Source organism: Cryobacterium sp. PAMC25264, from assembly GCF_019443325.1.
GTDB lineage: Bacteria > Actinomycetota > Actinomycetes > Actinomycetales > Microbacteriaceae > Cryobacterium.
Genome location: NZ_CP080383.1, coordinates 3,017,711 through 3,041,322, shown reverse-complemented (window position 1 = coordinate 3,041,322; position 23,612 = coordinate 3,017,711). Strand labels below are relative to the sequence as shown.

Genomic DNA, 23,612 nt, shown 5'->3' with positions numbered 1-23,612 from the left:
TTGCGACGCCCCTCGTGCCTCCGAGGATCGGCGCGATCGTGGAGCCCGACGAGGCGGGAGAGTAGGTTTGCGTCATGGAATCTGCGCGGGCGCGGTACCGGCGGCTCCTCGACACCGGGCGCAACACCGAGCGCCTCGAGTTCTTCAGCGATGCAGTTTTCGCCATAGCCATGACGCTGCTCGTGCTCGACATCCGGTTGCCCGAGACGTCGTCGGCCGACCTTGGTCCTGCTCTGGCGGCCCTCGCGCCGGAGTACTTGGCGTATGCGCTGAGCTTCGCGGTGATAGCGGTCAACTGGGCCGCGCATCATCGTAAGTTCCGCCTGATTGCCGGCTACGACCGCCGGCTCGTGCAGCTGAACCTCCTGCTCCTCTTGTTAGTGGCGTTCCTGCCATTTCCCACCTCGGTGCTCAGCGAGTACGGCGGCGAGACTCCGGCGGTGGTGCTCTACGCGGGCACGGTGGCCGCCATCAGCGGGGCCCAATGCCTGGTCTGGGCATCGGCCCGGGCATCGGGGCTGCTCGATCCCACCGTCGACCGGTCGATGTTCCTCTACGTGTTGCGCGCCATGCTCGTCACGGTGGTGGTCTTCGCCGCATCGATTCCCGTGGCCCTGCTCGGGGCACCGGATGCCGCCATGTACACCTGGATCATCGCCGCGCCGCTGAGCGTGGTGGCAGCTCGTTGGTTGCCGGAGCCGGCAGCTACCCACAGCTGAGATCGTCCCTGCAGGCGACCGCGCGCGCGACGCCTCCGCCAGCAAGACACTCGACTCAGAACAGCACGCCCGGGCCGAGACCCAATCCCAGGGTTCCGACCCCGGCGATCGCGAGCGCCAGAGCACCCAGAGTGCCGGCGAGCAGCAGCCAATCTGCCGCGCCGAGCGGCACGGGCCGCCACACCGTGCGTGCGCCCAGGCCGAGCCCGCGCGACTCCAGTGACTGGGACATCCGTTCGCCGCGCCGCAGGGACACCACGAGAAGGGTGAACGCGGCGCGCCCGAATTCGTGGATGCCGAACCGGGCGGCTCCGTTCTCCCGGACGGGCGCCCGCACTGACTGTGCCTGGCGGATGACCTGCCATTCCCGAGGCAGCTGCTGCAGCATCCGGTAGCCGGCCAGCACCGCGAAGGTCACCCGGGCGCTGAGCCGGGCATGCTGGTGCAGGCTGGTCATCAACGCGACCGGGTCGGTTGTGCCGATGAAGCCTATCGACAGGATGCCGATGGCCATCGTGCGGAGCGCCAGCGCCGAGCCCACCACCAGCCCCTCCACCGTGACGCGGATGGGCGGCAGATCGAGCAGCACCTCGCCGGGGCGGCTCAGGGCGTTGACGACGAGGATGCCCAGGGCGAACCCGACGAACGGCAGGTGGGCCAGGGTAAGGGTGCGGAGCGGGATCCGGGCGAAGCCGAGCACCGCCGCGAGGCCGAGTAGGTAGAGCAGGCCGGGGGTGACCGGGTCGAACACGAAGAGCAGTGCCAGCGAGACGATGAAGAGGATCGCCAGCTTCACTGTGGGGTTTCGCCGGGCCAGAGGCGACGGAGCCACCGCGCCGAGGGCGCTCGACGTTGTCACCGGGCACGCTCCCTCGCCACGGCCATACCGGTGATGCCGGGCACGTCTCCGATACCCGTGTCGCCCGTGGCGGGGCCCGTCGCACCGGTGATGCTCGGAGATTCCTCGGTCTCATCAGCTGATCCCGCGGTGTCCTCGCTCCCACTTCCATCTCCGCCGCTCGCGCGCACGCCGACCGTCGCATCGAGGGCGTCGAGAACCCGTCGCACCTGGGCGCCGGAGTCCAGCCGGGCGACGAGCCAGCGAAGCAGCGGCGGCACGGTGATCCCCGCCCGCGCGAGCAGGTCACCCTGGCGCAGCACTTCGACGACCGAACCGTCCGCGACGATCCGGCCATCCGCCACAACGAGCACCCGGTCGGCGAGGATCGCGACGGTGCGCAGGTCGTGGCTACAGACCAGGATGCCGCGCCCGTCCCGAGCCGCGCGCCGGAATGCCGCGATCGTGGCGATGGTCGACCGCCGGTCGAGGCCGAGCGTCGGCTCGTCGGCGAGCAGGCTGGGGCGCTCGTGCACGAGCATCGCGGCGAGGCTGACCGTGCGTTTCTGGCCGCCGGAGAGCCGGTAGGGGTTCCGGTCGGCCAGCGGGCCGAGACCATAAGCGGTGAGCACCCGGTCCACCCGCTCGCAACCGGCCGGCAGTCCCACGGCGATCTCCTCCCGCACCGTGCTGCCGAGAAACTGGTGCTCCGGATTCTGGAAAACCAGGCCAGGCCGAGCACCGGTCACGGTGCCGCCAGCCGGAGCCAGCAGGCCCGCGAGGGTGAGCAGCAGCGACGACTTGCCGGCGCCGTTGCGGCCGAGCACGGCCACGATCTCGCCCGCGCGCAGCTCGACGTTGACGCCGCGCACGAGCACCCGCCGCACCTCGGCGCGCCCGACGACCTCGGCTCGCCCGCCGCCCGAGCGCTGCGCGGCCCGTCGGAACGGCCACGGCCGGCGCCGCAGCGTTCGCGGGGCTGCATCCCGGCTCACCGCGAGGTCGTGGCCAGCCAACACGACGGGGCCGAAAACCTCGGGCGCACCGCACCCCTCGCCCGCCAGCGCCAGCAGCGCCCGTTGGACCTCCGGCGCGGCGAGTCCGCCGGAAAGGCCGAGTGCCGCCTGTAGTTCGATGTCGCCGGGCAGCCAGCAGCCGGCCCGGTGCAGATCGACCGCCGCCGTCGGCAGCACGGATGCGGTTGGACCGTCGTGCGTGATCCTGCCGTCGGAGCCGAGCACGATGCACCGCTCCGGCAGCCCGGCGACGCCCCGGCTGCCCGCGTACTCGTCCAGTCGGTGTTCTACCAGCAGCACCGCGACGGTGCCGGGCCGGGCTGCGGCGTCGATCGCCTCGCGAACCTGCCGCAGTCCGTCGGCATCCAGCATCGACGTCGGCTCATCGAGCACCAGAATGTCCGGCCGGCCAATCAGCGCTGCCGCGAGCGCCACGCGCTGGCTCTCTCCTCCCGACAGTGAGCCGGTCTGCCGGCCGCGCAAGGCGCCCGCGCCCACGACGGCGAGGGCGGAGTCGATCCGCGCGGAGATCTCCGGCGGTGCCACGGCGCGGTTCTCCAGAACGAAGGCGAGCTCATGTTCCACCCCCGGCAAGCACACGGCCGAGTCCGGGTCCTGCGGCAGCACACCGAGGTGCCGGGAGAGCTCCACCACCTCGGTGGCCAGGGTGTCCAGGCCCGCCACGGTGACCGACCCGGTGACCCGGGCGATCACCGAGTGCGGCACCACTGCGGCGATCGTGGCCAGCAGGGTGGACTTGCCGGCCCCGGACGGACCGAACAGCACCACGCGCTCCCCGGCGTTGATGGTGAAGGTAGCGCCGTGCAGCACGGCGCGGCCGTGACGGGGAAACGTGACGGTGACATCCTGGAAGGCGACGGCAGGCGCAGCGGCGGTGGGCATCTCAGTGTCAGACACGCGCCGCCTCGGCATTCAGCGCGCGGCCGATGGCGTAGTTGTCGACCACCCCCGTCTTGGCCAGCGCGTCCACAATCACCTTGGCGAGCAAACCGCCCAGGATGACGCCGGAGGCCAGTTGGATGCCCAACCGGAGGAAGAACAGGTCCTGGCCGAACCAACCGGAGCGGAAGGCGGAGAAGATGAACACGAATCCCGAACCGAACAGCCCGGACAGCGCGTAACTGCCCCAGCCGAACGACGAATACCGGCGCAGCGCGAAGGGCAGCTCGCTGCCGGCACCCTGGATCGCGGCGGCGACGAAGAGCATCGGCCCGACGGCCGAACCGAGGAACACGACCTCGATGACGGAGGCGATCACCTCGGCGATCACCCCGGCGAACCGGGTGCGCACGATGGCCACGGCGATGGGCGCCACGAGCAGCCAACCGCCCAGCAGTACGTGCTGTGCGAGGTCGCCGGCCGGTCCGAGCAGGATCGACAGCCCGGTCCACGCCTGCACGAGTGCCCAGTACAGGAAGCCGAAGACCACCCCGAGCACGACGATCAGCACGAGGTCCTTGAGAGTGAAGCGGTGAATAGGGCGGGTGGATGCGGCGGCGGGGGTGGTGGTGGTGGTGGTGGTGGGTGCAGCAGACATGGTGGTGTCCTTCATGAAAGAGGGAAAGCGAGGGCGGCCAGGAACTGGCCGGGGAATGCACACGGAGGCGTGCGGGAACGGCCACGGTGGCCGAACAGGTAGGCGGAGCCCGACGTGCCGAGCCGAGGGGTGAGGTCCGCGGGGTGCTCTGCCGCCAGGTCAGACGGCGCCCGGCGGGGGCCTGGTCAGCGCGCGGAGGGGCTGTTGATCGACAGCGTGAGGTGACTGGTGACGTGCTGCACGCTCTGCCCCACGAGGATCCAGCCGGCCGCGGCCGTCTGCAGCACGGTGGCAAGGTCGCCCTGCAGGCGCGTTACGAAGTGCTCGGAGGCGACGAAGCTGCCGTTCGCCTTGGCGAAGTCGATCGCCGCATAGATGTCGCGCATGTGGTCGGGCTGCACTCCGGGGCGGCCGCCGTCATCGAGCGGGTACAGCGCCCACTCGCCCGCGGCGGCAATGCCCACGGGAGTCACCGCGGGGATCTCGCTTCGCAGCGGCCCGGCGCCGCCGGGCAGGGCGCAGACGACCTCGCCGGGGCATCCGCGGGAGAAGTGCACGGTGGCGGTCACATGGTGGCCGCTCCGCGCGGCCGCGCCGATGAGGCCGGTGAGGTAGCGCAGGATGTCGGCCTCGGCGCCGCCGACGAAGGTGCTCACGACACCGGTGTCCACGGTGAGGCCGGCGGTGTCGGTGCTCCGGAGGGCGTCCAGGATGATCTCGGCGTAGCGGTCGCTCATCACGGCGAGCGTGATGCGGGCACCCACGCCGAATTCGAGCGGCGTGAAAGCCGCCGGCGCCGGGTCGGGCAGGGTGGGGGTGGGATGTGGCATGTCGCGCCTTCTGTCGGTGAACAGGGCACGGGATGGTGTTGAGTGCGTTCTCCCTGCGCTGGCATGATCCAGATCAGGTTCAACGGTCGAAGCTTAGGAAGCTTCCTCTCAGCCCGGCTTACCGGACTCCCGTGTACAGCACCGACCATACACGGTCGCGACGCTCGCGCGTCCAGCGCGGGCCCCCGCTGAGCGACGGACGCGGTAGCGGTGACCCAGTGCGGCGAGGTCAGGCGCCGCCGCCGGGCGGGCCCATCACGAGCAGTGTCGTGAACACGGCGACCAGGCCGACCACCAGAACGGACGCCAGCAGCACCGGCCGGGCGAGCCCGACTCGGAGCAGCCGGCTCACCACGGTGTGGTCGCGGGGGTCGTCCGTGGCCTCCCGGCGCCAGCCGCCGCCCAGCAGGTTGCGGCGCTCGAGCCAGCGGTCGAAGGGGATCGTGGCGTAGGGCACCACGGCCGTGGACACGGCGAGGAGCATCAGCCGGGGTCGCCAGTGCTGGTTGACGCCCACGAGCACCGCGGTGATCCCGTATGCCAGGAACACCAGCCCGTGCACAAACCCGCCCACCCGCACGGCACCGTCGCCGAACTCGCCCGGCGCGAACACGTACTTGAGCAGCATCGCGGTGATCAGGATCGTCCAGGTGATCGCCTCGGCGATCGAGAGGATGCGGTACAGCAGACGGGGTGACACGGCAACTCCTGGGCGTGGTCGGCGGGCAGGTCAACTTCCAGCCTGTCAGGCCCGCCTGGGCGGAGCATCCGTCGAAGGATGGAACCCGCTCGCCCTCAAAAAAGGACAAAGTGGTCAAAAAAGGATGCGATGGCTTGGATCGTCCTATTTTGGGACCGAAGTCCTTCCAACGTGCACCCTGCTACGCGTTGACCAGCGCCCGCTCGATCACCGAGGTGAAGAACGCGAGACCGTCGACGCCGCTGCGCATGGCCACAGCGGTGTCGGGGCCGAAGCCGGGCTCCACGGCGTGCTCGGGGTGCGGCATCAGGCCCACGACATTGCCGCGGGCATTGGTGACACCGGCGATGTCGTTGAGCGAACCGTTCGGATTCACGTCGAGGTAGCGGGCGATGACACGATTCTCACCCTCGAGGCGGGCCAGAGTGTCGGTCGAGGCGATGAAGCCGCCCTCACCGTTCTTCAGCGGGATGGTGATCTCCTGCTTGTCGGTGAAACCGTTCGTCCAGTCCGTCGAGTTGTTCTCGATGCGCAGGCGCTGGTCGCGGCAGATGAACGCGCCGGCCTCGTTGCGAATCAGCCCACCCGGAAGCAGGTGCGCCTCGGTGAGCATTTGGAAGCCGTTGCAGATGCCGAGCACGGGCATCCCCTTGTTGGCGGCGTCGATGACCTCGGCCATGATCGGCGAGAGGCTCGCGATGGCGCCGCAGCGCAGGTAGTCGCCGTAGCTGAAGCCGCCGGGCAGCACGATGGCGTCTACGCCGTGCAGGTCGTGCTCGCCGTGCCAGAGGGCAACGGGGTCGGCGCCGGCCAGGCGGATGGCGCGCTGGGCGTCGCGGTCGTCGAGCGACCCCGGGAAGGTGACGACGCCGATGCGCATCAGTGCGTTTCCCCGGCGGCAGCTTCGAGCACGAAGATGCCGGTGACATCCTCGATCACGGAGTTGGAGAGCACGGTGTCGGCGAGCTCCTGCACTTCGGCGAGGAGCGCGGCGTCCGCGGGGCCCTCGACGGTGAGCTCGAATCGCTTGCCGACGCGCACGCCGGTGAACTCGGTCTTGCCCAGGCGGCGGAGGGCGCCGGCGACGGCCTTGCCCTGGGGATCGAGCAGTTCTGCCTTGGGCATAACTTCTACGACGATGGTTGGCATGGCTCACTCCGTAAGACGTCGGGGGCGGATGCGTCGATTCTACAGGCCCGCAGCCGGGGCGAGTCCGGCCTGGCCGAGCAGGATGCCGCGCAGCACGTCGCGCACGGCCGCGACGCCCTCGTAGGTCTCCACGAAGCTCGTGCTCAGCGGAGACAGCCCGATGCGGAGGCCCTCCGGCGCGCGGAAGTCGGGGATCACGTCGTGCTCCCAGAGGATCCGGGTGACCTGGCGCATGGCCGGGTGGTCCACGGTGATGTGGCCGCCGCGATGGGTGTGTTCGCGGGGGGAGGCCACGGTGACGCCGAGCGGCACCAGCCAGGCATCCACCAGCTCGAGCGCGAACTCGGTCAGCGCCACCGACTTGGCCCGCACCGCATCGATGCCCACCTCGTCGATCATGGCGATGGTGTCCTGCATGGCGAGCATCCCCACGATCGCCGGGGTGCCGCTCATGAAGCGGCGGATGCCCGTGGCCGGCACGTACTCCGGCCCCATCGCGAAGACGTCGGCGGCGCCCATCCACCCCTGGATCGGCTGGGACAGATCGGGCTGCAGCTCGGCGCGCACATAGCCGTACGCGGGGGCGCCTGGACCGCCGTTGAGGTACTTGTAACTGCAGCCGACGGCCAGGTCGACGCCGTCGAGGTCGAGGTTCACCGGCACGGAGCCGGCCGAGTGGCAGAGGTCCCAGAGCACGAGCGCGCCGGCCTCGTGCACGGCGGCGGTGATCGCGGGCACGTCGGCGAGGAACCCGGAGCGATAGGCCACGTGGCTGAGCACCACGAGCGCGGTCTGCGGGCCCACGACGGCGCGCACCTGGTCTACGGTGACGCCGCCGGTGGTGCTCGACTCGATCCAGCGCAGGGTGAGGCCGCGTTCGGCTGCGATGCCGGCCAGCACGTAGCGGTCGGTGGGGAAGTTGTCGGTGTCGAGCACGATCTCGCTGCGGGCCGGCAACGAGTCCACGGCCGCGCGGGCGAGCTTGTACAGGGTGACGGTGGTGGAGTCGCCGATGTACACCTGGCCGGGGGCGGCGCCGAGCGCAGCCCGGCCGAGGGCGTCGCCGATGGTGAGCGGCAGCTCCATCCATTCGTCGTCCCAGCCGCGAATCAGCCGGGTTCCCCAGGCGTTGCCGAGGAACTCGGTGATGCGCTCAACGCTGGCGATGGTGGGGCGGCCGAGGGAATTGCCGTCGAGGTAGGCCACCGGGTTCGCCGGGCGGATGCGCCGGCCACGCCGGCCGCTCTGTCGTCGAGCCCCACGAACCGGCGGCGGTAGTGTCCGAGGCCGTCGATGCGGTCCATCCGGCGGGCGAAGGCGAGATGGGCGTCGAGGCCCTCGGTCACGCTGCTGTCGTGCTGGGTCATGAGTGGTGGTCCTCGAGGTCGGGCCGGGCGAGTGAGCGGGTGGACACTGAGCGAGCGGGAACTGAACCAGCGGCCACTGAGCGAGCGCCGAGCAGCCAGTCGATGAATCCGGCTAGCTCGTGCGGGTCGGTGGGGCGGCCGCCGGGTATAACGGTAACCCGGTGCCCGGTTGCGTCCGGGCCGGCGGCGCGGTGAGCCGGGGTGCGGCTCGGGAAGTCGGCCGTGAGCGCGGCGAGCACTTCGTCGGGTGTGAGGCCGCAGGCCAGCAGCGCTTCGATCTCGCGCCGGTTCAGCCCCACCGGCAGCGGGCCGTTGCCCAGGTCGGTGCCGTAGAGCACCCGGCCGCCCGCGGCGTGGAACCGGGCCAGGTTGTCGCTCGCCACCTCGAACGCACTGGTCGGGTCGCCCCAGCCGTGGATGTCCAGGGTGCTGATCCAGGTCATCCGGCCGGCCATGGCGGTGAGCAGCTTCTCCGGCAGGGCCTCGCTGAACGGCGTGTGCGCGAGGAGGTCGACGCCGGCGTCGAACGCGGCGGATGCCTGGCCGGCGCCCTCGGTGTGGGCGGCGACGGGCAGCATCCGTTCGTGCGCGGCGGCCACGATCGCCGCGAGGGTGTCGGCGGTGAGCACCGGCCCGGCGGCGGAGTTGAGGGTGACCTTGATCACGGATGCGCCGGCGGCGGCCTGCCGGGCCACGGCCGCGGCGGCGTCGGCCGGGCCGACGACCGGGCAGGAGCTGCCCGTGGGCGCCCAGGCCTGCCTGCTCGGGTATCCGCCGGGGGCGCCGAGGAACTGCCCGGCAAAGCGCGCCTCGGGCCCGGCGTCGGCAGCGCGGCCGGCGTCGCCGGCCGAGCCGGGCGTCCAGCCGCCGAGGTCGAGCACCCGGGAGATGCCGCCGGCGGCCAGCCCGGCCGGGTCGATCAACGCCAGATGAACGTGGGCGTCGAGGAACCCGGGCAGCTGCACCGTCACGGGCCCGCCTCGGTGCGCACGGCGAACAGCTCGGGGAAGAAGGTGAGTTCGAGCGCCTTCTGCAGGAATGAGGCTCCGCTTGATCCGCCGGTGCCGGGCTTCATGCCGATGATGCGCTGCACGGTCTTGAGGTGTCGGAAGCGCCAGAGTTGGAAGTTGTCCTCGAGGTCGACGAGTTCCTCGCAGGCCTCGTACACGTTCCAGTTGTCGGTGTGGTTCTCGTATATTCCACGGAAGGTATGCACCAGTTCGGGGTGCAGCACCCAGGCTTCGGTGACGTCGCGGTCGAGTACTGTGGCCGGCACGTCGAAGCCCTGGCGGTGCAGGTAGCGCAGGAACTCGTCGTAGATGCTCGGCGCCTCGTACACCTCGGTGAGCAGGGCGTGGGCCGCGGCATCGGCGGCGAACAGCTCGAGCATGCGCGGATGCTTGTTGCCGAGCACGAACTCCACCGCACGGTACTGGTAGGACTGGAAGCCCGAGGAGCTGCCGAGGAAGTCCCGGAACTGGGCGTACTCGGTGGGCGTCAGCGTCGCGAGCACCGACCACTGTTCGGTGAGCGTGCGCTGGATGTGCTTGACCCGGGCGATGCCCTTCAGCGCCGGCGGTAGCCTGTCGTTGCGCAGATTCTCCGCGGCCGCGCGCAGCTCGTGCAGCACGAGCTTGAGCCAGAGCTCGGTGGTCTGGTGCTGGATGATGAAGAGCAGCTCGTCGTGGTGCTCCGGGGTGCTCACGGGCTTCTGTGCCGCGAGCAGGGTGTCGAGGTCGAGGTAGCCGCCGTAGCTCATCCGCTCCCGGAAATCGGTGACGATCTCCGCCTCGAAGTCGCGGGTGTTGTTCTCGACTGACACAGTGTCCTTCCTGCCGGGAGCTCGTCGCGCCGCGGCTGTCCCTGAATTGTGTCTGTTCGGCACGGCAGGGTGCAACACGAGGTGTGCGGCCGACACGCCAGGGTGTGGCGAGGCATCCGCCCGCCCTGACCGGCGAGGAGGGGTCCCTCCGAGGCCTCGGAGGAAGGGGATCTAGAATCAAGCCCATGACTACCTCTGCCCGGCCCCCGCAGGACGCGTCCCAGCCGCGGCGCCGTGACGCCAGGCAGAACCGCGAACGCCTCATTGACGAGGCGCGCAGACTCATCGCCGAAGATGGGGTCGACGCCTCACTCGAGGAAATCGCCCGCCGCGCCGACGTGGGCGTGGCCACCCTGTACCGCAATTTCCCCACCCGCGACGACCTGGTGCGGGCGCTTTACGACATCGCTCTGGCCGAGCTGTTCGCCGTGCGCGAGGAGATCGCCGCGGCCGCCACGGCGTGGGCCGGGGTGGTGCTCTACACCGAGCGCCTCGCCGAATGGCTTGTCGCCGACCCGTCGCTGCCGCCCATCCTCAAGCGGATGGCCACCATCGATCCCACGGCCCGGCCGTCGGTGGAGTTCGAGGGTTTCATCGCGTCGCTGGTGGCGCAGGCGAAGAAGGACGGCGACCTGCGCCCCGACGTCGACTCGATGGACCTGGCCGTGCTGGTCACCATGATCGGATCCCTCGGCACCCTCGGCGGTGGTTACACCGGCCAGTGGCGCCGGCAGCTCTCCCTCGTGCTCGACGGTCTGCGCATGCCGGAGAAGCCCCGGCCCAAGCTGCCCGGGCGTCCCCTGAGTGTCAAGGAGTTCCAGGCCACCGTGCACGGACTCACCCGGCGTGCCACGCGCGCCGCCCGCGGTTCCCGCGCGGCCCACTGACCCGCTTACGCAAGCACGGTCGCCACCGGAAAAAGGACAAAGTGCGCAAAAAAGGACGCAAGAGCTGAAACGGTCCTTTTTTCAGGACTATCTCCTTTTTTGCGGCTGCGGCTGCGGCTGCGGCTACCCTGCGGCCAATAACCCGAACAGCTCGCGGTACCGGGCCGCGGTCTGCTCCACGATCTCGGCGGGCAGCACGGGCGGGGTTCCGGTCTGGTCCCAGTGGGCGGAGAGCCAGTCGCGCACGATCTGCTTGTCGAAGCTGGCCATCCGCTCGGCCGGGGTGACGCCGGCAAGCCACTGGGCGGCGTCCCAGTACCGGCTGGAGTCGCTCGTGAGCACTTCGTCACCCAGAGTGAGCACCCCGGTGGCGCGGTCGGCGCCGAACTCGAACTTGGTGTCGGCCAGGATCACGCCGGCTGCTTCCGCGATCGCTGATGCGCGGCGAAAGATCTCGAGCGATGCGTCGCGCAGGGCGGTGGCCACGTCGGCTCCCACGAGCTCCACGGTGCGCTCGAACGAGATGTTCTCGTCGTGCTCGCCCATCGGGGCCTTCCAGGCCGGGGTGTAGATCGGTTCGGGCAGCCGGTCGCCGTTCTGCAACCCGTCCGGCAGCGGGATGCCGCAGACGGTGCGGCTGGCCACGTACTCGAGCCAGCCCGAACCGGTGAGGTAGCCGCGCACGACGCACTCGATCGGGTACATGTCCAGGGTCTTGCAGAGCATCGCCCGGCCGGCCACGGCGGCGGGGATCAGGCTCGACGCATCCACTCGGTGGTCGGGCACGAGGTGATTGGGCACGCCGTCGAGCTGGTCGAACCACCACAGGCTGAGCGTGGTGAGCAGCTCGCCCTTGCCCGGGATGCCGGGTTCGAGGACGTGGTCGAACGCGCTCACCCGGTCGCTGGCCACGACGAGCACCCGGTCGGCGGTCGCCAAATCGGTGGCGTCCGCGGGAACGTAGAGGTCGCGCACCTTGCCCGAGTACACGTGCCGCCAGCCGTCAAGCTGCAGCGTCTCCGGGGCGAACTCTGTGGAGCCAGAAGTGGCGCCGGCGGTCGAGCCCGGAGCGGAGGCGAGGTTCTTGTCGTCGAAAGTCACGCCCTCATTCTCTCGCATCCCCGCGAGACCACGTCCGCGAACTGTGAGCTAAGCACCTCCCGAGCGCGAAAAGTGGGGCTTTACTCACAGTTCGCGAGGGGCAGGCGGGCTAGTTGGCGACCTTGGCGGCGATGTCGCCGCGGAGCTGGGAGCCCTCGAGGCCGATCAGTGACACGGCCTCGTAGGCGCGGGCGCGGGCCTCGGTGAAGTCGCTCCCCACCGCGACGACGCTGAGCACGCGGCCGCCGGTGGCGATCAGGTCCCGGCCCGAGAGCTCGGTCGCGGCGTGCGCGATGGTCACCCCGGGCACCCGGGCCGCGTCGGCGAGTCCGGTGAGGGGGCGGCCGGTCACCGGGGTCTCCGGGTAGTTCTCGCTGGCGATCACCACGGTCACGGCGGCGTCGGCGGAGAACTCCGGCCGGGGCAGCCCGGCCAGTTCGCCGGTCGAGGCGGCCAGCAGCAGCCCCGAGAGCGGTGTGACCAGACGCGGCAGCACGACCTGCGTCTCGGGGTCGCCGAACCGTGCGTTGAATTCGATCACGCGGATGCCGGCATCCGTGAGAATCAAACCGCAGTAGAGCAGCCCGATGAACGGGGTGTCTTCGCCGGCCAGCTGGCGCACGGTGGGCAGGGCGATGGTCTCGATGACCTCGTCCACGAAGGCGGTTTCGCTGCCGAACCGGGCGTCGAGCCAGGGAAGCGGCGAGTAGGCGCCCATGCCGCCGGTGTTGGGGCCCTCGTCGTTGTCGGCGAGACGCTTGTAGTCCTGGGCGGGGGAGAGCGGCAGCACGGTGTGGCCGTCGCTGAGGAGGAACAACGAGACCTCCTGGCCGGCGAGGAATTCCTCGATCAGGACGGCGCCGTGCTGCAGCCAGCGCACGGCGTGGGCGAGGGCGTCGTCACGGTCGGTGGTGACGAGCACGCCCTTGCCGGCGGCCAAGCCATCGGCCTTCACCACGTAGGGGGCGCCGTACTCGTCCAAGGCGCCCTGCGCCTCGGCGAGGTTGCCGGCCCGCACGGCGCGGCCGGTGGGCACGCCGGCGTCGTCCATGATGCGCTTGGCGAAGGTCTTGCTGCCCTCGAGCGCAGCGGCGGCCTGGCCCGGGCCGAAGACCGGGATTCCGCGGGTGCGCAGGGCATCGGCGACGCCGGCCACCAGGGGAGCCTCGGGGCCCACCACCACGAGGTCGATGTTGTGCTCCTGGGCGAAGTTGGTCACCACGTCGGAGTCGGTGGGGTCGAGCTCGACCACGGGCACGTCCGCGGCGATGCCGGCATTGCCGGGCGCGGCGATCACGTAGGGCCGCGGCTCCTCCCGCAGGAGGGCAGTGACGATGGCGTGCTCGCGGGCGCCGGAACCGAGGACCAGTATTCTCACCGGATCAGGCTACCCGGCCCGCACACCCGCGCGCATCCACCGCTGACTCCTGGCGTCACGGCTTGGCCCTCCCGCGCCCACCCGCCGCCGACTCCTGGCGTCACGGTCGGTCGCCCTCGCGCGCATCCACCCACGACCCGGGGAGTCACAGCCAGGCCCGTGAGGAGGCAGACTGGGTGCATGGCACGCGCGCGAATCGATGACGGACTAGGCAGAACGGCCGTGAAGGCCTACCTGGCCGACGAGGCCGGCGCGAGCCGCGACACCAAGGCGCTCGCCGTGCGGTACACCCTGCAGCTGCTCGCCGAACAGGCCGAGGGCAACACCGTGGAGGTGCGGGTGCCGCCGTTCGGCGCCACCCAGTGCATCGCCGGCCCCCGGCACACGCGCGGCACCCCGCCCAATGTGGTCGAAACGGATGTCGCCACCTGGCTGGCGCTGGCCAGCGGCGCCCTGGTCTGGGTCGACGGCATCGCCTCCGGACGTATCCACGCCTCCGGAGCGCGCGCCGACCTCGCCGCCGAGCTCCCCCTCTTCCCCTAGGAGACTGCTGATTTAGATGGCTGCGGTGGGCCCGGCGAGTCGGGGGCCCGTTTTTTGAGTCGGGTGTGGTCGTGTTTGGGCTGCTTGCGGGATCGATTCGGTGTCGCGAGTCTGGCCAGTAGAAGGTGGTCGTCGGGGTCGGTGTGAGGGCTGGGGTGTCTGCCCTGCCTGGGGTCTTCAGCCAAGTGCCCAAACCCCGTTCTGGCTGGTGAGGCCAAGGCTCAGGAGTCGTTTCAGGTTGATCGCGGCGGCGCGGTTGTTCCACCAGGCGTGGTTCTTCACGACGCCGCGGTAAGGGACTCGTCTCGCGCCGCGAGTCATCCATGCGATCGAGCGTTCAACCATCGGCCGGTGCTGCCGGTAGACGGCTTGAAAGTCAGGGTCCAGCGCGCGTGCGCGGTGCTCGCGTTGGATCTGCTGCTGCGGATGCAAAACCATTTTGCGACCGTCGACGGCGCTCGTGCACTGGGCTCGGAGCGGGCAGCTCGCGCAAACGGCGCCAAATGTGACATTACGTTTCACGGTGATCGGTCGGGTGTTCCCCGCAGGACACGTCACCGTGCGCTTAGCTTCGTCGATGCTGAAGTCATCGATTGTGAATCCGCCCGGAACCGCCCGACTCAACGGCATCGGTTTGATGATCGGAACATGCCCGGCCGCGGTGACCTCGGCGAGGAGGTCCCCGCTGCCGTAGGCAGAATCACCGAGGACCTCGACCGTGTCCGAGCCGATGCTCGTGTCAGCGGCCACCAGGGCCGCGCCGCGGGCCGCGTCACTGTTCTTGGGCCCGGACGCTTTCGTCAACACGGCCGCGGTCACCAGACCCGTATCGGGCTCGATCGCGATGTGGGCTTTGAAACCGTCTTGCTTCTTCTCCCGGCTCTTGTGCGCGTGGCGGGCGTCCGGGTCAACGGTCGAGATCACCCGGTCCGGCGCGACCTTCCGCGCGATCCGCCACCGCCCATCCGAGCCATCGGACCCCTCAGCCGGCTCGACGTCCTGGCCCGCGACGAGGGCGAGCAACGCGACCGTCTCCTGCTGCGAGTCGGTCAATGACGTCGTGTCGATTGCCGCAAGCAACGCCAGGGCGTCGGTCACGAGGCGGGAAACGAGTTCGTCCCTGGCCGCCTTGTCGTCCCAGGCGATGTCGGGCTTGCCGGGCTTCTCGTAGTCATGGCCGGGCAGGCCGGCCACGATCATGTCGGCGCCGGGGATCTCCCGACCGACCCGGCGGATCTGCGCGACCAACTGCGTCACCGTGTCCTGGCGGGCGACCGCGTCATCCAAAATCGTGGAGTCCAACGCCCGCCGCTTCCGACCCGACAACGCCCCAGAACCGGCAATAACCTCGGCGACGGCGTCGAAAATTCGGTGCGGGCGGGTGCTTGCCGCGAGGCGGCGTCGCCAATACGTCAACACCGTCGGGTGGAACGATGTTTCCGTCAACCCGAACCCGCAGGCCGCTTTCCACCGCAGATCAAACGTGACGGCTTCCGCGGTTTCCCGGTCCGATAACGAGTGCAGGGTCTGCAGCACCATCACCGATGCGATCACGTCCGCGGGCGTCGAGGGCCGGCCACGACCCGACGGAAACAGGTCCGCGAACGCGTCATCCGGGAACAACTCGTGCCGGTGCTCAGCGAGAAAAGCGAACACCGACCCCGCCGGCAACATGTGCCCAGCGAACACACCGACATCCAACAACTGACGCTGACCATCATCACGACCCTGCATGAATCAAGTCTTAAACACCTCCGCCGAAACCAACAAAGGCGCGCCTTAAACGCCCCGATAAATCAGCAGTCTCCTAGCCCTCGCGGCCGTTTCCCGCTTCTGTTCCTCGTGCGGACAATTGCACCCGGCATGCCGGGTGCAATTGTCCTCATTCCCTCTGCGTCAATCTGGTTGTGAGTCAGTTCACGATCAGTAGGAGGCAAAGGAAATGTCTATATCTCCAGGGTTTACCGCGGTGGAGATCCGCGCGTTTGTTCATGAGTACGACGGGTTGGCGTATGGGCGGAAACGTCCGTGGCTGGAGGAGCAGGGCTTGTCACGAAATGTGTTGGCTCGGTGGCGGGACACGGTGTACGCGGGCGATCTCGATCGTGGGTTGATTCCGCGAGAGGGTAGTTCCATGACTATTCCACCGGGTAAGCGCAGTGCGCTGGAGAAGACGCGTGCGGCTGAGCAGGCCAGGCACGAGGCTGAAGTTGCTGAGTTGATCGCGCGGGTGCGTGAGTTGGAGGGCAGCAACAACGCGTTGGGAAAAGCTATCGGGCTCTTGCACTCGCTGAGCGAGGAAGAGCCCGCAGATACCCCGACGACGCCCGATCGGCCCAATTCCTGACCCAGGAGAACGAGCTCGTGGCCGAGCTGACACGCACGACGGGCTCGCAACGCCGCGCGTTGGCGATGGCTGGCGTCGGCCGTTCGACGTGGCAGTACCGGCTCAGGCCTCGCGCCCGGGTGCCTGAGCCGGTGCTGCAGCAGGACCGCGCCTATCTGTCTCGCATCCCCTCAACCGATCGGGCGACGATCGCCGCGAAGATCACCACGGGCTGGAAGGCCGGGCATTCGGTTGATCACACGTTCGCGTCGACTTGGGACGACGGCGTGATGCTCGCCGGGCGCCGGTCGTGGTGGCGCATCGCTGCCGATATCGAGGACCAGAGCGCCCGCCCACTCGTTCCCACCAGGCGCGGATCGCGAACGCCCCGGGACACGCCCGTGCTGATCGCGACCGGGCCGAACCAGGTGTGGTCGTGGGACATCACCGACCTGCGCTGCCCGTGGCGGGGCAAAGCGTTCAAGGCGTACTCGATCATCGACATCTACTCCCGCAAAATCATGGGCTCCCGCGTCGAAGACCGCGAGAACGACGACTTCGCGGTGGACATGTTCAAGACCGCGTTCCAGCACCATGGCAGCCCCGAGTTCGTCCACGCCGACAACGGCTCCGCGATGCGCTCGAACAAACTCGCCAATCTCCTCGTAACGCACAAAGTCGCCAAGACACACAACCGGCCCTACGTCTCGAACGACAACCCGTTCTCCGAGTCCGAGTTCCGCACCATGAAATACCGGCCCAACTACCCCGGCACCTTCGAAACCCTCCAAGCCGCACGTGACCACCTTGCGGACTACGTGCCCTGGTACAACACGAACCACAGACACTCCGGCATCGCGTTGTTCTCACCCCAGCAGGTCCACGACGGCACCTGGCGACACGTTCACCGCATCCGTGACCGCGCCCTGCAGCGCTACCACCGGCAGCACCCAGAACGATTCCGCGCCCGGCCGACAACACCCGCACCCGCCGGCACCGTCGGAATCAACATCCCAAAGAAACCGTCAATATCTAACCCAAGTGACTCCACACAGCTTGACATCGCGCGATTGGCAACAGTTGCGATCGGGCAGTGCCTCAACGGCGGATGGCCGGGCCTCAGCCGAGGATCGCGGCGACCTCGGCCAGCGTGGGCATTGAGCTCGTGGCGCCGTGCCGGGTCACCGAGATCGACGATGCGACGGTGGCCCACCGCACGGCGTCGACCATCCGCTCTTCGGAAATGTCGGAGGCAGACTGCTGGTTCGGCAGCCAGAAAGCGGTGAGCCGGGCCACCAGTGCTCCCACGAAGGTGTCGCCGGCCGCAGTGGTATCAACGGCCCGGACCGGGCGGGCGGGCGCCAGGCCCACCGCGGTCCCGTCATAGGCGACAACGCAGCCCTCGACGCCGAGAGTCACGATCGCCCAGGTCTTGTCGGCGCTGAGCAGCTCGGCGGCCCGCACCGGGTCGCTCTCGCCGGTGAGCTCGGCGGCCTCGATCTGGTTGGGCACCACCAGGTCGACAGAGGCCAGAAACCTCGCGGGCAGCGGCACCACCGGTGCCGGGGTGAGCACCGTGAAGACGCCGTGGGCCCGGGCCACCGCGATGCCCGCCGCGAGCGCGCCGACGGGCAGCTCGCACTGCATGACCAGGAACGCGGACTGCCGGATGATCTCCTCCTGGTCGGCGGTGAGCGCCGTCACGGTGGCGTTGGCGCCGGAGACCACGACGATCGAGTTCTCGCCGGAGTCGACGACGGCGATGTGCGCGGTGCCCGTGGGCTCCCCGGCCTCGGCCAGGCCCGCCGCACCGATTCCCTCCGCTGCGACGAGGTCGCGCAGTTCGCGCCCATAGGTGTCCGCGCCCACCGCCCCGAGAAAGTCAACGGTTCCGCCCTGCCTGGCCGCGGCGACGGCCTGGTTGAGTCCCTTGCCGCCGGGCACCGTGTCGTACCCGCTGCCGAAGATTGTCTCCCCCGGCTGGGGCAGCCGCGGTTGCCGCACAACGAGGTCCATATTGGCGCTGCCGAGCACGGCGATCCGGGTGGTCTTGCTCACATCGTTCACCCGCCCAGTCTGGCGGATGCGGCGCCGCACCGCCCAAGGCGACGGTTGCGCACTTCGTGGGTCGCGCGCCGCAGCGCGGGAGGCCCGCCTCCAGCGAAACGGCGCCGACCCCGCGGTTCGCACCGAGCGCACCTGGCGGGCCGGGCCGCATCCGCCGCCGTCGTGCGACAATAGAACCGTGAGCTCTGCAGATCAGCACGGTGACGCCGAGTCGCTACAGGCCGGCAATGTTTCGCCAGCCGCGGAGACGCCCAGCGTCCCGGCCGGCCCCGCCGCAACCCCGGTGCCCGTCGAACCTACCGAGACCGTCGTCTCGGAGGAGACCCTCGTGGTGCGCCGGTCGCCCCGCTACATCAGCTTCATGATCGTCGGCGCCGTCGCCGGTGCCGTCCTGGCGTTGCTGCTCACGGTGATCTTCCCGCAGAACGCCGAATTCGACCCGGCGCAGGTGTTCGGTTTCCTGCTGCTCGCCGGCGTCGCGGTCGGGGTGGCGCTCAGCTGCCTGGTCGCGATCGTGCTCGAGAGGTTTGTGGGACGCTCGGTGACCACCGTCGTCGCGGATAGACTTGACGCGAACTTAACACACGCCTTCGAGAAAGCGGATCCTGGATCCGACCCCCAACCTTCCAACGAGAATTCCTAGTAAAGGGGCTGCGGCTTGGCCGGTGGCGACGGACGACTGAATCACGATCTTCTTCCTGGCGAGAAGGGCCCGCAGGATGCCTGCGGAGTCTTCGGCGTGTGGGCTCCCGGTGAAGAGGTAGCCAAGCTCAGCTACTTCGGGCTCTACGCCCTCCAGCACCGCGGCCAGGAATCGGCGGGCATCGCCACGAGCGACGGCTCGAAGATCCTCATCTACAAGGACATGGGCCTGGTTTCCCAGGTCTTCAATGAGGCCTCGCTGAGCACCCTGCTCGGCCACCTTGCGGTGGGTCACACCCGCTACTCCACCACCGGCTCGTCGAGCTGGCAGAACGCGCAGCCCACCCTCGGCCGCACCGCAGGCGGCACCGTCGCGCTCGGCCACAACGGCAACCTCACCAACACCGCCGAACTGCTCGAGCTCGTGCGCGAGCGCTATCCCAAGGTCGACGGCGAACTCGCCCGTGGCAACACGACCGACACGGCCGTTATCACCGCGCTGCTCACCGGCGACCTCGACCACACCCTCGAAGCCACCGCCATGGAGGTGCTCCCGCGTCTACGCGGCGCCTTCTGCCTGGTCTTCATGGACGAAACCACCCTCTACGCCGCCCGCGACCCGCAGGGCGTGCGCCCGCTGGTACTCGGCCGGCTCGAGCGCGGCTGGGTCGTCGCCTCCGAGACCGCCGCCCTCGACATCGTCGGCGCCAGCTTCGTGCGCGAGGTCGAACCCGGCGAGCTCATCACCATCGACGAGAACGGCCTGCGCACCCAGCGTTTCGCCGAGGTGAAGCGCGCCGGATGCGTGTTCGAATACGTCTACCTCGCCCGGCCCGACACCACCATCGCCGGCCGTGGTGTGCACGAGGCCCGCGTCGAGATGGGCCGCCAGCTTGCTGCGGAGTACCCCGTCGAAGCGGACCTCGTCATCCCCACCCCCGAGTCCGGCACTCCCGCGGCGATCGGCTACGCGCAGGCATCCGGCATCCCGTTCGGTCAGGGCCTGGTGAAGAACACCTACGTGGGCCGCACCTTCATTCAGCCCTCCGAGACCATCCGGCAGCGCGGCATCAAGCTCAAGCTCAATCCGCTCAAAGAGGTCATCAAGGGCAAGCGGCTGATCGTCGTCGACGACTCCATCGTGCGCGGCAACACCCAGCGCGCCCTCGTCAGTATGCTCCGCGAGGCCGGCGCCGCCGAGGTGCACGTGCGCATCTCCAGCCCGCCGATCACCTGGCCCTGCTTCTACGGCATCGACTTCGCCTCCCGCGCAGAGCTGATCGCCACCGGCCTCGGTGTCGACGAGGTGCGCCAGGCCATCGGTGCCGACTCTCTGGGCTACCTCTCCGAGGACGGCATGATCGCCTCCACCGAGCAGCCTCGGGAGAGCCTGTGCACGGCCTGCTTCACCGGCGTGTACCCGATCAAGCTACCCGAGCAGCAGCACCTGGGTAAGAACCTACTCGAGCGCGACTTTTCCTCCAACGGCTGCGACCCCGGTCCCGACGCCGAGTTCGAGGGCGTGCTCACCCCTGAGCCGACGCTGGCGGATACCCTCGCCCAGCACGGCCAGGTCCCGTTCGGCGATCCCGGAAGACCAGAATGAGCAACGCAACCTACGCAGCCGCCGGAGTCGACACCCACGCGGGTGACCTCGCGGTGTCCCTGATGAAGAAGGCCGTCTCGGCCACGCACGGCCCCGAGGTCCTCGGCGGCTTCGGCGGCTTCGCCGGGCTCTACGACGTGTCCTTCCTCACCAACTACACCCGCCCGCTGCTGGCGACGTCGACGGATGGCGTGGGCACCAAGGTCGCCATCGCCCAGGCGCTCGACAAGCACGACACCATCGGGCAAGACCTGGTGGGCATGGTCGTCGACGACATCATCGTCGTGGGCGCCCGCCCGCTCTTCATGACCGACTACATCGCTTGCGGCAAGGTCGTTCCGGAGCGCATCGCGTCGATCGTCGAGGGCATCGCCAAGGCCTGCGCCGCCACCGGCACCGCCCTCGTCGGCGGTGAGACCGCCGAACACCCCGGCCTGCTCGGACCGGACGACTATGACGTCGCGGGTGCGGCGACCGGCGTTGTCGAGGCCGACCAGGTCCTCGGCGCCGAGCGGGTGCAGTCCGGTGACGTCGTCATCGCGATGGCCTCCTCAGGCCTGCACTCCAACGGCTACTCGCTCGTGCGGCACATCCTCGCTCAGAAGGGGATCGGTTACACCGACACCTCCGCCGAGCTCGGCGGCGTCATCGGCGAAGCGCTGCTCGAGCCCACCCGGCTCTACACCGGTCCGCTGCTCAGCGTGCTGGCCGACCCCGAACTGGCCGGTGTCGTGCACTCGCTCAGCCACGTCACCGGCGGCGGTATCGCCGCCAACCTGGCCCGGGTGCTGCCCGTCGGCAGCTGGGTCGAGGTCGATCGGTCCACCTGGTCGCCCGCTCCGGTTTTCCGGGTGCTCGGCGACATGGCCGGAACCACGCTGGAAAGCGCCGAAGGCACCTGGAACCTTGGCGTGGGCATGTTCGCCGTCGTCGCGGCCAACGCCGCATCCTCCGTCATTGCACGACTGAAGTCTGAGGGCATCCCGTCCTGGGTTGCCGGCCGCGTCTCGATGGCGCCGCACGATCTCACCGGGTTCGAGCAGGGTGCCAAGGGTGTCAACGGTGGCGCCGTGCGTCTCGTCGGCACCTACGCCACGTAGCCTCGCCGCCCGTCGCGGCGCGGCCCTCCTCGGAGCGTGCGTTGACTTTCGCGGCATGGGTTAAGGCTCGCGGGGTGCGATAAACACGTGTTTATCGCACGCCGCAAGCCGTGTCACGAGCCGCGACAACTTTCGCACGCGGCGAGACCGAACCTGCGCCGCGAGGCAGAAGCAGCTCGCCCGGGGGCGGTTGCTTCGTGTGCCCCAACACCTGGTGCAGCACAGCATCCGGCTGGACGAGATATCCGTGCCGGCGCGCACGCTGGGAGTTGCCCGAAACCCGGGCCACGGGCGCGCCGCACGTGCCGGAGCGCATTCGCTCGCGGCCGACTCAGAAGAGCGACCTAGGCGCGCTTCTTCTCGTCTTCGGTGTCGTAGTGGTCGACGTAGTCGTCGGGGTCGTCTGACGTCGTCTTGTTCGCTTCGTATTCCGGCCACTTGGCCAGGTCTTCGTCGAGTCGCGGGTCGGTCGCCGGATGCCCGGTGAGCTCGCGTTCGAGCGCGTTGTAGTTGGTGTCCGGGCTGAAATACTTCAGCTCGCGGGCGACCTTGGTGTGCTTTGCTTTTTGACGGCCGCGCCCCATGCGTGACCCCCTAACGATGCCAGGCCGAGTGAGGAATGAGTCACCCGGGAGTTGCCGAACGGAATGGTGAAATCTAGCCGCTAGTTTAGCATGGTGGGCCTGTCGCCCCGATGACGCGGTTCTCGCCCTGGACCGGGGGAGGAGTCCGCATGGCCACGAGCACCACCACAACCACGACTGTACCCGTCGTGATCATCGGCGCCGGCCAGGCCGGACTCTCCGTGGCGTACCATCTCAAGCGCTTCGGACTCGCGGCGGGCCGTGACTTCGTGGTCTTCGATCGCGGCCTTGAGGCAGGCGGGGCGTGGCAGTACCGCTGGGAATCCCTGCGGCTGGGCGCCGCCCACAGGGTCAACGACCTGCCGGGGCTCTCCGAGTTGGGGTTGAGCTTCGAGACCGCCGACCGCAGCCGACCGGCACGTGACGTCGTGACGGAGTACTACCAGCGCTTCGAGGAGCACTTCGAGCTCAACGTCGTGCGTCCGGTCGCGGTCGACTCCGTATTCAACCGTCGCGCCGACCTGGTCGTGCGCACGAGCTCGCCGGCCTACGGCGACCGTGAGACCCTGGCGGGCCTGTTGGTCAATGCCACGGGAACCTGGGGCGCACCCTTCATCCCGCACTATCCGGGGGCCGCGTCATTCGCCGGTCGTCAGCTGCACACCAACGGTTTTGTGGATGCGGCCGAGTTTGCCGGTCAGCACGTTGTGGTCGTGGGTGGCGGAACCTCCGCCATCGGATTCCTGTTGGAGCTCGACGGGGTGGCCGCGAGTCTCACCTGGGCGTCCCGCCGGCCGGTCGATTGGGTGCACACCGAGCATCTCGACCTGGAGGGGGCCTCGGCTGCCGTGGCCATGCAGGACGAAGCCGCCCGGGCGGGCCGGGCTCTCCCCAGCATCGTCAGCGGCACGGGCGTGCCGGTGAGCAGGCGTATCCAGGCCGGGATCGACCGAGGTCTGCTCGTGGAGCGGCCGATGTTCGCCGCCATCGAGCCGACCGGCGTGCGGTGGCCCGACGGCACGTTCACCGAGGCCGACGCCATTATCTGGGCGACCGGCTTCCGGCCGGAGCTGCGCCATCTGGCACCGCTGAAGCTGCGTGACAAGGCCGGCGGACTCGTGGTCGGGGCCGGGTCGTCGTGGACCGACCCCCGCATCTTCCTCGCCGGCTACGGCCCGCAGGCCAGCACCATCGGTGCCCGGCGGGCCGGCCGGGTGATCGCCCGGCAGATCATCGCCCTGCTCTGACGCCGTACCGTGGTCGGCGTACCGGGCACGTCACCAGGTCTCGACAAGCTCGACCACCGAGGAGGTAGCGCCGCCCGAGATCTCGCGACGGTGTCTGCGTTGGCGCCCCGAACGTCGATCGAGCCTGTCGAG

General features: G+C 69.3%; 23 protein-coding genes, 1 pseudogene and 1 riboswitch. Of the genes and pseudogenes, 9 read left to right on the top strand and 15 right to left on the bottom strand.

Annotated features, from left to right (window positions below; genetic code table 11):
• Nucleotides 1-74: 74 nt before the first annotated feature.
• Nucleotides 75-719 carry a TMEM175 family protein gene (locus KY500_RS14115; protein WP_219901077.1) on the top strand — a complete coding sequence of 215 codons (645 nt, stop codon included), beginning with the start codon at nt 75-77 and terminating at the stop codon, nt 717-719.
• A 55-nt stretch (nt 720-774) separates the two neighbouring features.
• Here KY500_RS14115 and KY500_RS14110 read toward each other — a convergent pair whose 3' ends face one another.
• The 10 genes from KY500_RS14110 to kynA all read right to left on the bottom strand — a co-directional run bounded on the left by KY500_RS14110 (nt 775) and on the right by kynA (nt 9,999).
• Nucleotides 775-1,578 (bottom strand): energy-coupling factor transporter transmembrane protein EcfT, encoded by an 804-nt coding sequence (locus tag KY500_RS14110; protein WP_219901076.1) that lies wholly within the window; start codon nt 1,576-1,578, stop codon nt 775-777.
• Nucleotides 1,575-3,491, bottom strand: a complete 1,917-nt coding sequence (locus KY500_RS14105; RefSeq protein WP_219901075.1) for an ABC transporter ATP-binding protein — start codon at nt 3,489-3,491, stop codon at nt 1,575-1,577. Before KY500_RS14105 ends, KY500_RS14110 begins: the two co-directional genes overlap by 4 nt.
• On the bottom strand, nt 3,484-4,131 hold the full coding sequence (locus KY500_RS14100; RefSeq protein ID WP_219901074.1) for an ECF transporter S component: 648 nt from the start codon (nt 4,129-4,131) through the stop codon (nt 3,484-3,486). The genes KY500_RS14105 and KY500_RS14100 overlap by 8 nt, the downstream gene beginning before the upstream one ends.
• A gap of 185 nt (nt 4,132-4,316) precedes the next feature.
• On the bottom strand, nt 4,317-4,961 hold the full coding sequence (locus KY500_RS14095; protein WP_219901073.1) for a Ykof family thiamine-binding protein: 645 nt from the start codon (nt 4,959-4,961) through the stop codon (nt 4,317-4,319).
• Between the two features lie 33 nt (nt 4,962-4,994).
• A riboswitch (TPP riboswitch) is annotated at nt 4,995-5,104 on the bottom strand.
• Between the two features lie 86 nt (nt 5,105-5,190).
• Nucleotides 5,191-5,661 (bottom strand): DUF3817 domain-containing protein, encoded by a 471-nt coding sequence (locus KY500_RS14090; protein WP_219901072.1) that lies wholly within the window; start codon nt 5,659-5,661, stop codon nt 5,191-5,193.
• Nucleotides 5,662-5,842: 181 nt separating this feature from the next.
• Nucleotides 5,843-6,541 carry a phosphoribosylformylglycinamidine synthase subunit PurQ gene (gene purQ / locus KY500_RS14085; RefSeq protein WP_219901071.1) on the bottom strand — a complete coding sequence of 233 codons (699 nt, stop codon included), beginning with the start codon at nt 6,539-6,541 and terminating at the stop codon, nt 5,843-5,845.
• Nucleotides 6,541-6,810, bottom strand: a complete 270-nt coding sequence (gene purS / locus KY500_RS14080; protein WP_219901070.1) for a phosphoribosylformylglycinamidine synthase subunit PurS — start codon at nt 6,808-6,810, stop codon at nt 6,541-6,543. The genes purQ and purS overlap by 1 nt, the downstream gene beginning before the upstream one ends.
• A gap of 39 nt (nt 6,811-6,849) precedes the next feature.
• Nucleotides 6,850-8,016: a kynureninase gene (locus tag KY500_RS14075; protein WP_255579361.1), complete on the bottom strand. Its 1,167-nt coding sequence runs from the start codon at nt 8,014-8,016 to the stop codon at nt 6,850-6,852.
• Nucleotides 8,017-8,173: 157 nt separating this feature from the next.
• A complete protein-coding gene (locus tag KY500_RS14070) occupies nt 8,174-9,148 on the bottom strand; it encodes an amidohydrolase family protein (protein ID WP_219901069.1) in 975 nt (324 codons plus the stop codon).
• Nucleotides 9,145-9,999 (bottom strand): tryptophan 2,3-dioxygenase, encoded by an 855-nt coding sequence (kynA, locus tag KY500_RS14065; RefSeq protein ID WP_219901068.1) that lies wholly within the window; start codon nt 9,997-9,999, stop codon nt 9,145-9,147. Before kynA ends, KY500_RS14070 begins: the two co-directional genes overlap by 4 nt.
• A gap of 185 nt (nt 10,000-10,184) precedes the next feature.
• Here kynA and KY500_RS14060 point away from each other — a divergent pair, with 185 nt between their 5' ends.
• On the top strand, nt 10,185-10,886 hold the full coding sequence (locus tag KY500_RS14060; protein ID WP_219901067.1) for a TetR/AcrR family transcriptional regulator: 702 nt from the start codon (nt 10,185-10,187) through the stop codon (nt 10,884-10,886).
• 123 nt (nt 10,887-11,009) lie between these two features.
• On the opposite strand, the gene KY500_RS14055 is transcribed toward KY500_RS14060, so the two are convergent.
• Both KY500_RS14055 and purD read right to left on the bottom strand, forming a co-directional pair.
• Nucleotides 11,010-11,900, bottom strand: a complete 891-nt coding sequence (locus KY500_RS14055) for a phosphoribosylaminoimidazolesuccinocarboxamide synthase (RefSeq protein ID WP_255579946.1) — start codon at nt 11,898-11,900, stop codon at nt 11,010-11,012.
• A gap of 196 nt (nt 11,901-12,096) precedes the next feature.
• The gene (gene purD, locus KY500_RS14050; RefSeq protein ID WP_219901065.1) at nt 12,097-13,365 is read right to left on the bottom strand and encodes a phosphoribosylamine--glycine ligase; all 1,269 of its coding nucleotides are present in this window, start codon (nt 13,363-13,365) and stop codon (nt 12,097-12,099) included.
• Between the two features lie 180 nt (nt 13,366-13,545).
• Here purD and KY500_RS14045 point away from each other — a divergent pair, with 180 nt between their 5' ends.
• Nucleotides 13,546-13,908 carry a sterol carrier family protein gene (locus KY500_RS14045; protein ID WP_219901064.1) on the top strand — a complete coding sequence of 121 codons (363 nt, stop codon included), beginning with the start codon at nt 13,546-13,548 and terminating at the stop codon, nt 13,906-13,908.
• Nucleotides 13,909-14,085: 177 nt separating this feature from the next.
• Here KY500_RS14045 and KY500_RS14040 read toward each other — a convergent pair whose 3' ends face one another.
• On the bottom strand, nt 14,086-15,642 hold the full coding sequence (locus KY500_RS14040; RefSeq protein WP_219900421.1) for an IS1182 family transposase: 1,557 nt from the start codon (nt 15,640-15,642) through the stop codon (nt 14,086-14,088).
• A 400-nt stretch (nt 15,643-16,042) separates the two neighbouring features.
• On the opposite strand from KY500_RS14040, the gene KY500_RS19450 reads away from it, so the two are divergent.
• Both KY500_RS19450 and KY500_RS19445 read left to right on the top strand, forming a co-directional pair.
• Nucleotides 16,043-16,255: a hypothetical protein gene (locus KY500_RS19450; RefSeq protein ID WP_255579138.1), complete on the top strand. Its 213-nt coding sequence runs from the start codon at nt 16,043-16,045 to the stop codon at nt 16,253-16,255.
• Between the two features lie 65 nt (nt 16,256-16,320).
• Nucleotides 16,321-17,100 (top strand): annotated as a pseudogene (locus KY500_RS19445) (transposase); the annotation flags it as partial.
• 253 nt (nt 17,101-17,353) lie between these two features.
• Here the strand turns inward: KY500_RS19445 and KY500_RS19440 are convergent.
• Nucleotides 17,354-18,301 (bottom strand): ribokinase, encoded by a 948-nt coding sequence (locus KY500_RS19440; RefSeq protein WP_255579360.1) that lies wholly within the window; start codon nt 18,299-18,301, stop codon nt 17,354-17,356.
• Between the two features lie 178 nt (nt 18,302-18,479).
• Between KY500_RS19440 and KY500_RS14025 the strand changes: the two genes are divergently transcribed.
• Genes KY500_RS14025 through purM form a run of 3 tightly spaced genes read left to right on the top strand, consistent with a single transcriptional unit; the run spans nt 18,480 to nt 21,649 of the window.
• Nucleotides 18,480-18,944 (top strand): hypothetical protein, encoded by a 465-nt coding sequence (locus tag KY500_RS14025; RefSeq protein ID WP_219901062.1) that lies wholly within the window; start codon nt 18,480-18,482, stop codon nt 18,942-18,944.
• A 15-nt stretch (nt 18,945-18,959) separates the two neighbouring features.
• Complete coding sequence (gene purF / locus KY500_RS14020; RefSeq protein ID WP_219901061.1) at nt 18,960-20,549, top strand: amidophosphoribosyltransferase; 1,590 nt, start codon at nt 18,960-18,962, stop codon at nt 20,547-20,549.
• Nucleotides 20,546-21,649 carry a phosphoribosylformylglycinamidine cyclo-ligase gene (gene purM / locus KY500_RS14015; protein WP_219901060.1) on the top strand — a complete coding sequence of 368 codons (1,104 nt, stop codon included), beginning with the start codon at nt 20,546-20,548 and terminating at the stop codon, nt 21,647-21,649. The genes purF and purM overlap by 4 nt, the downstream gene beginning before the upstream one ends.
• Before the next feature lie 344 nt (nt 21,650-21,993).
• Here the strand turns inward: purM and KY500_RS14010 are convergent, their stop codons facing one another.
• On the bottom strand, nt 21,994-22,233 hold the full coding sequence (locus tag KY500_RS14010) for a DUF3073 domain-containing protein (protein WP_219901059.1): 240 nt from the start codon (nt 22,231-22,233) through the stop codon (nt 21,994-21,996).
• Between the two features lie 149 nt (nt 22,234-22,382).
• On the opposite strand from KY500_RS14010, the gene KY500_RS14005 reads away from it, so the two are divergent.
• Nucleotides 22,383-23,480, top strand: coding sequence for an NAD(P)-binding domain-containing protein (locus KY500_RS14005; protein WP_219901058.1), 1,098 nt, complete (start codon nt 22,383-22,385; stop codon nt 23,478-23,480).
• Nucleotides 23,481-23,612: the final 132 nt, after the last annotated feature.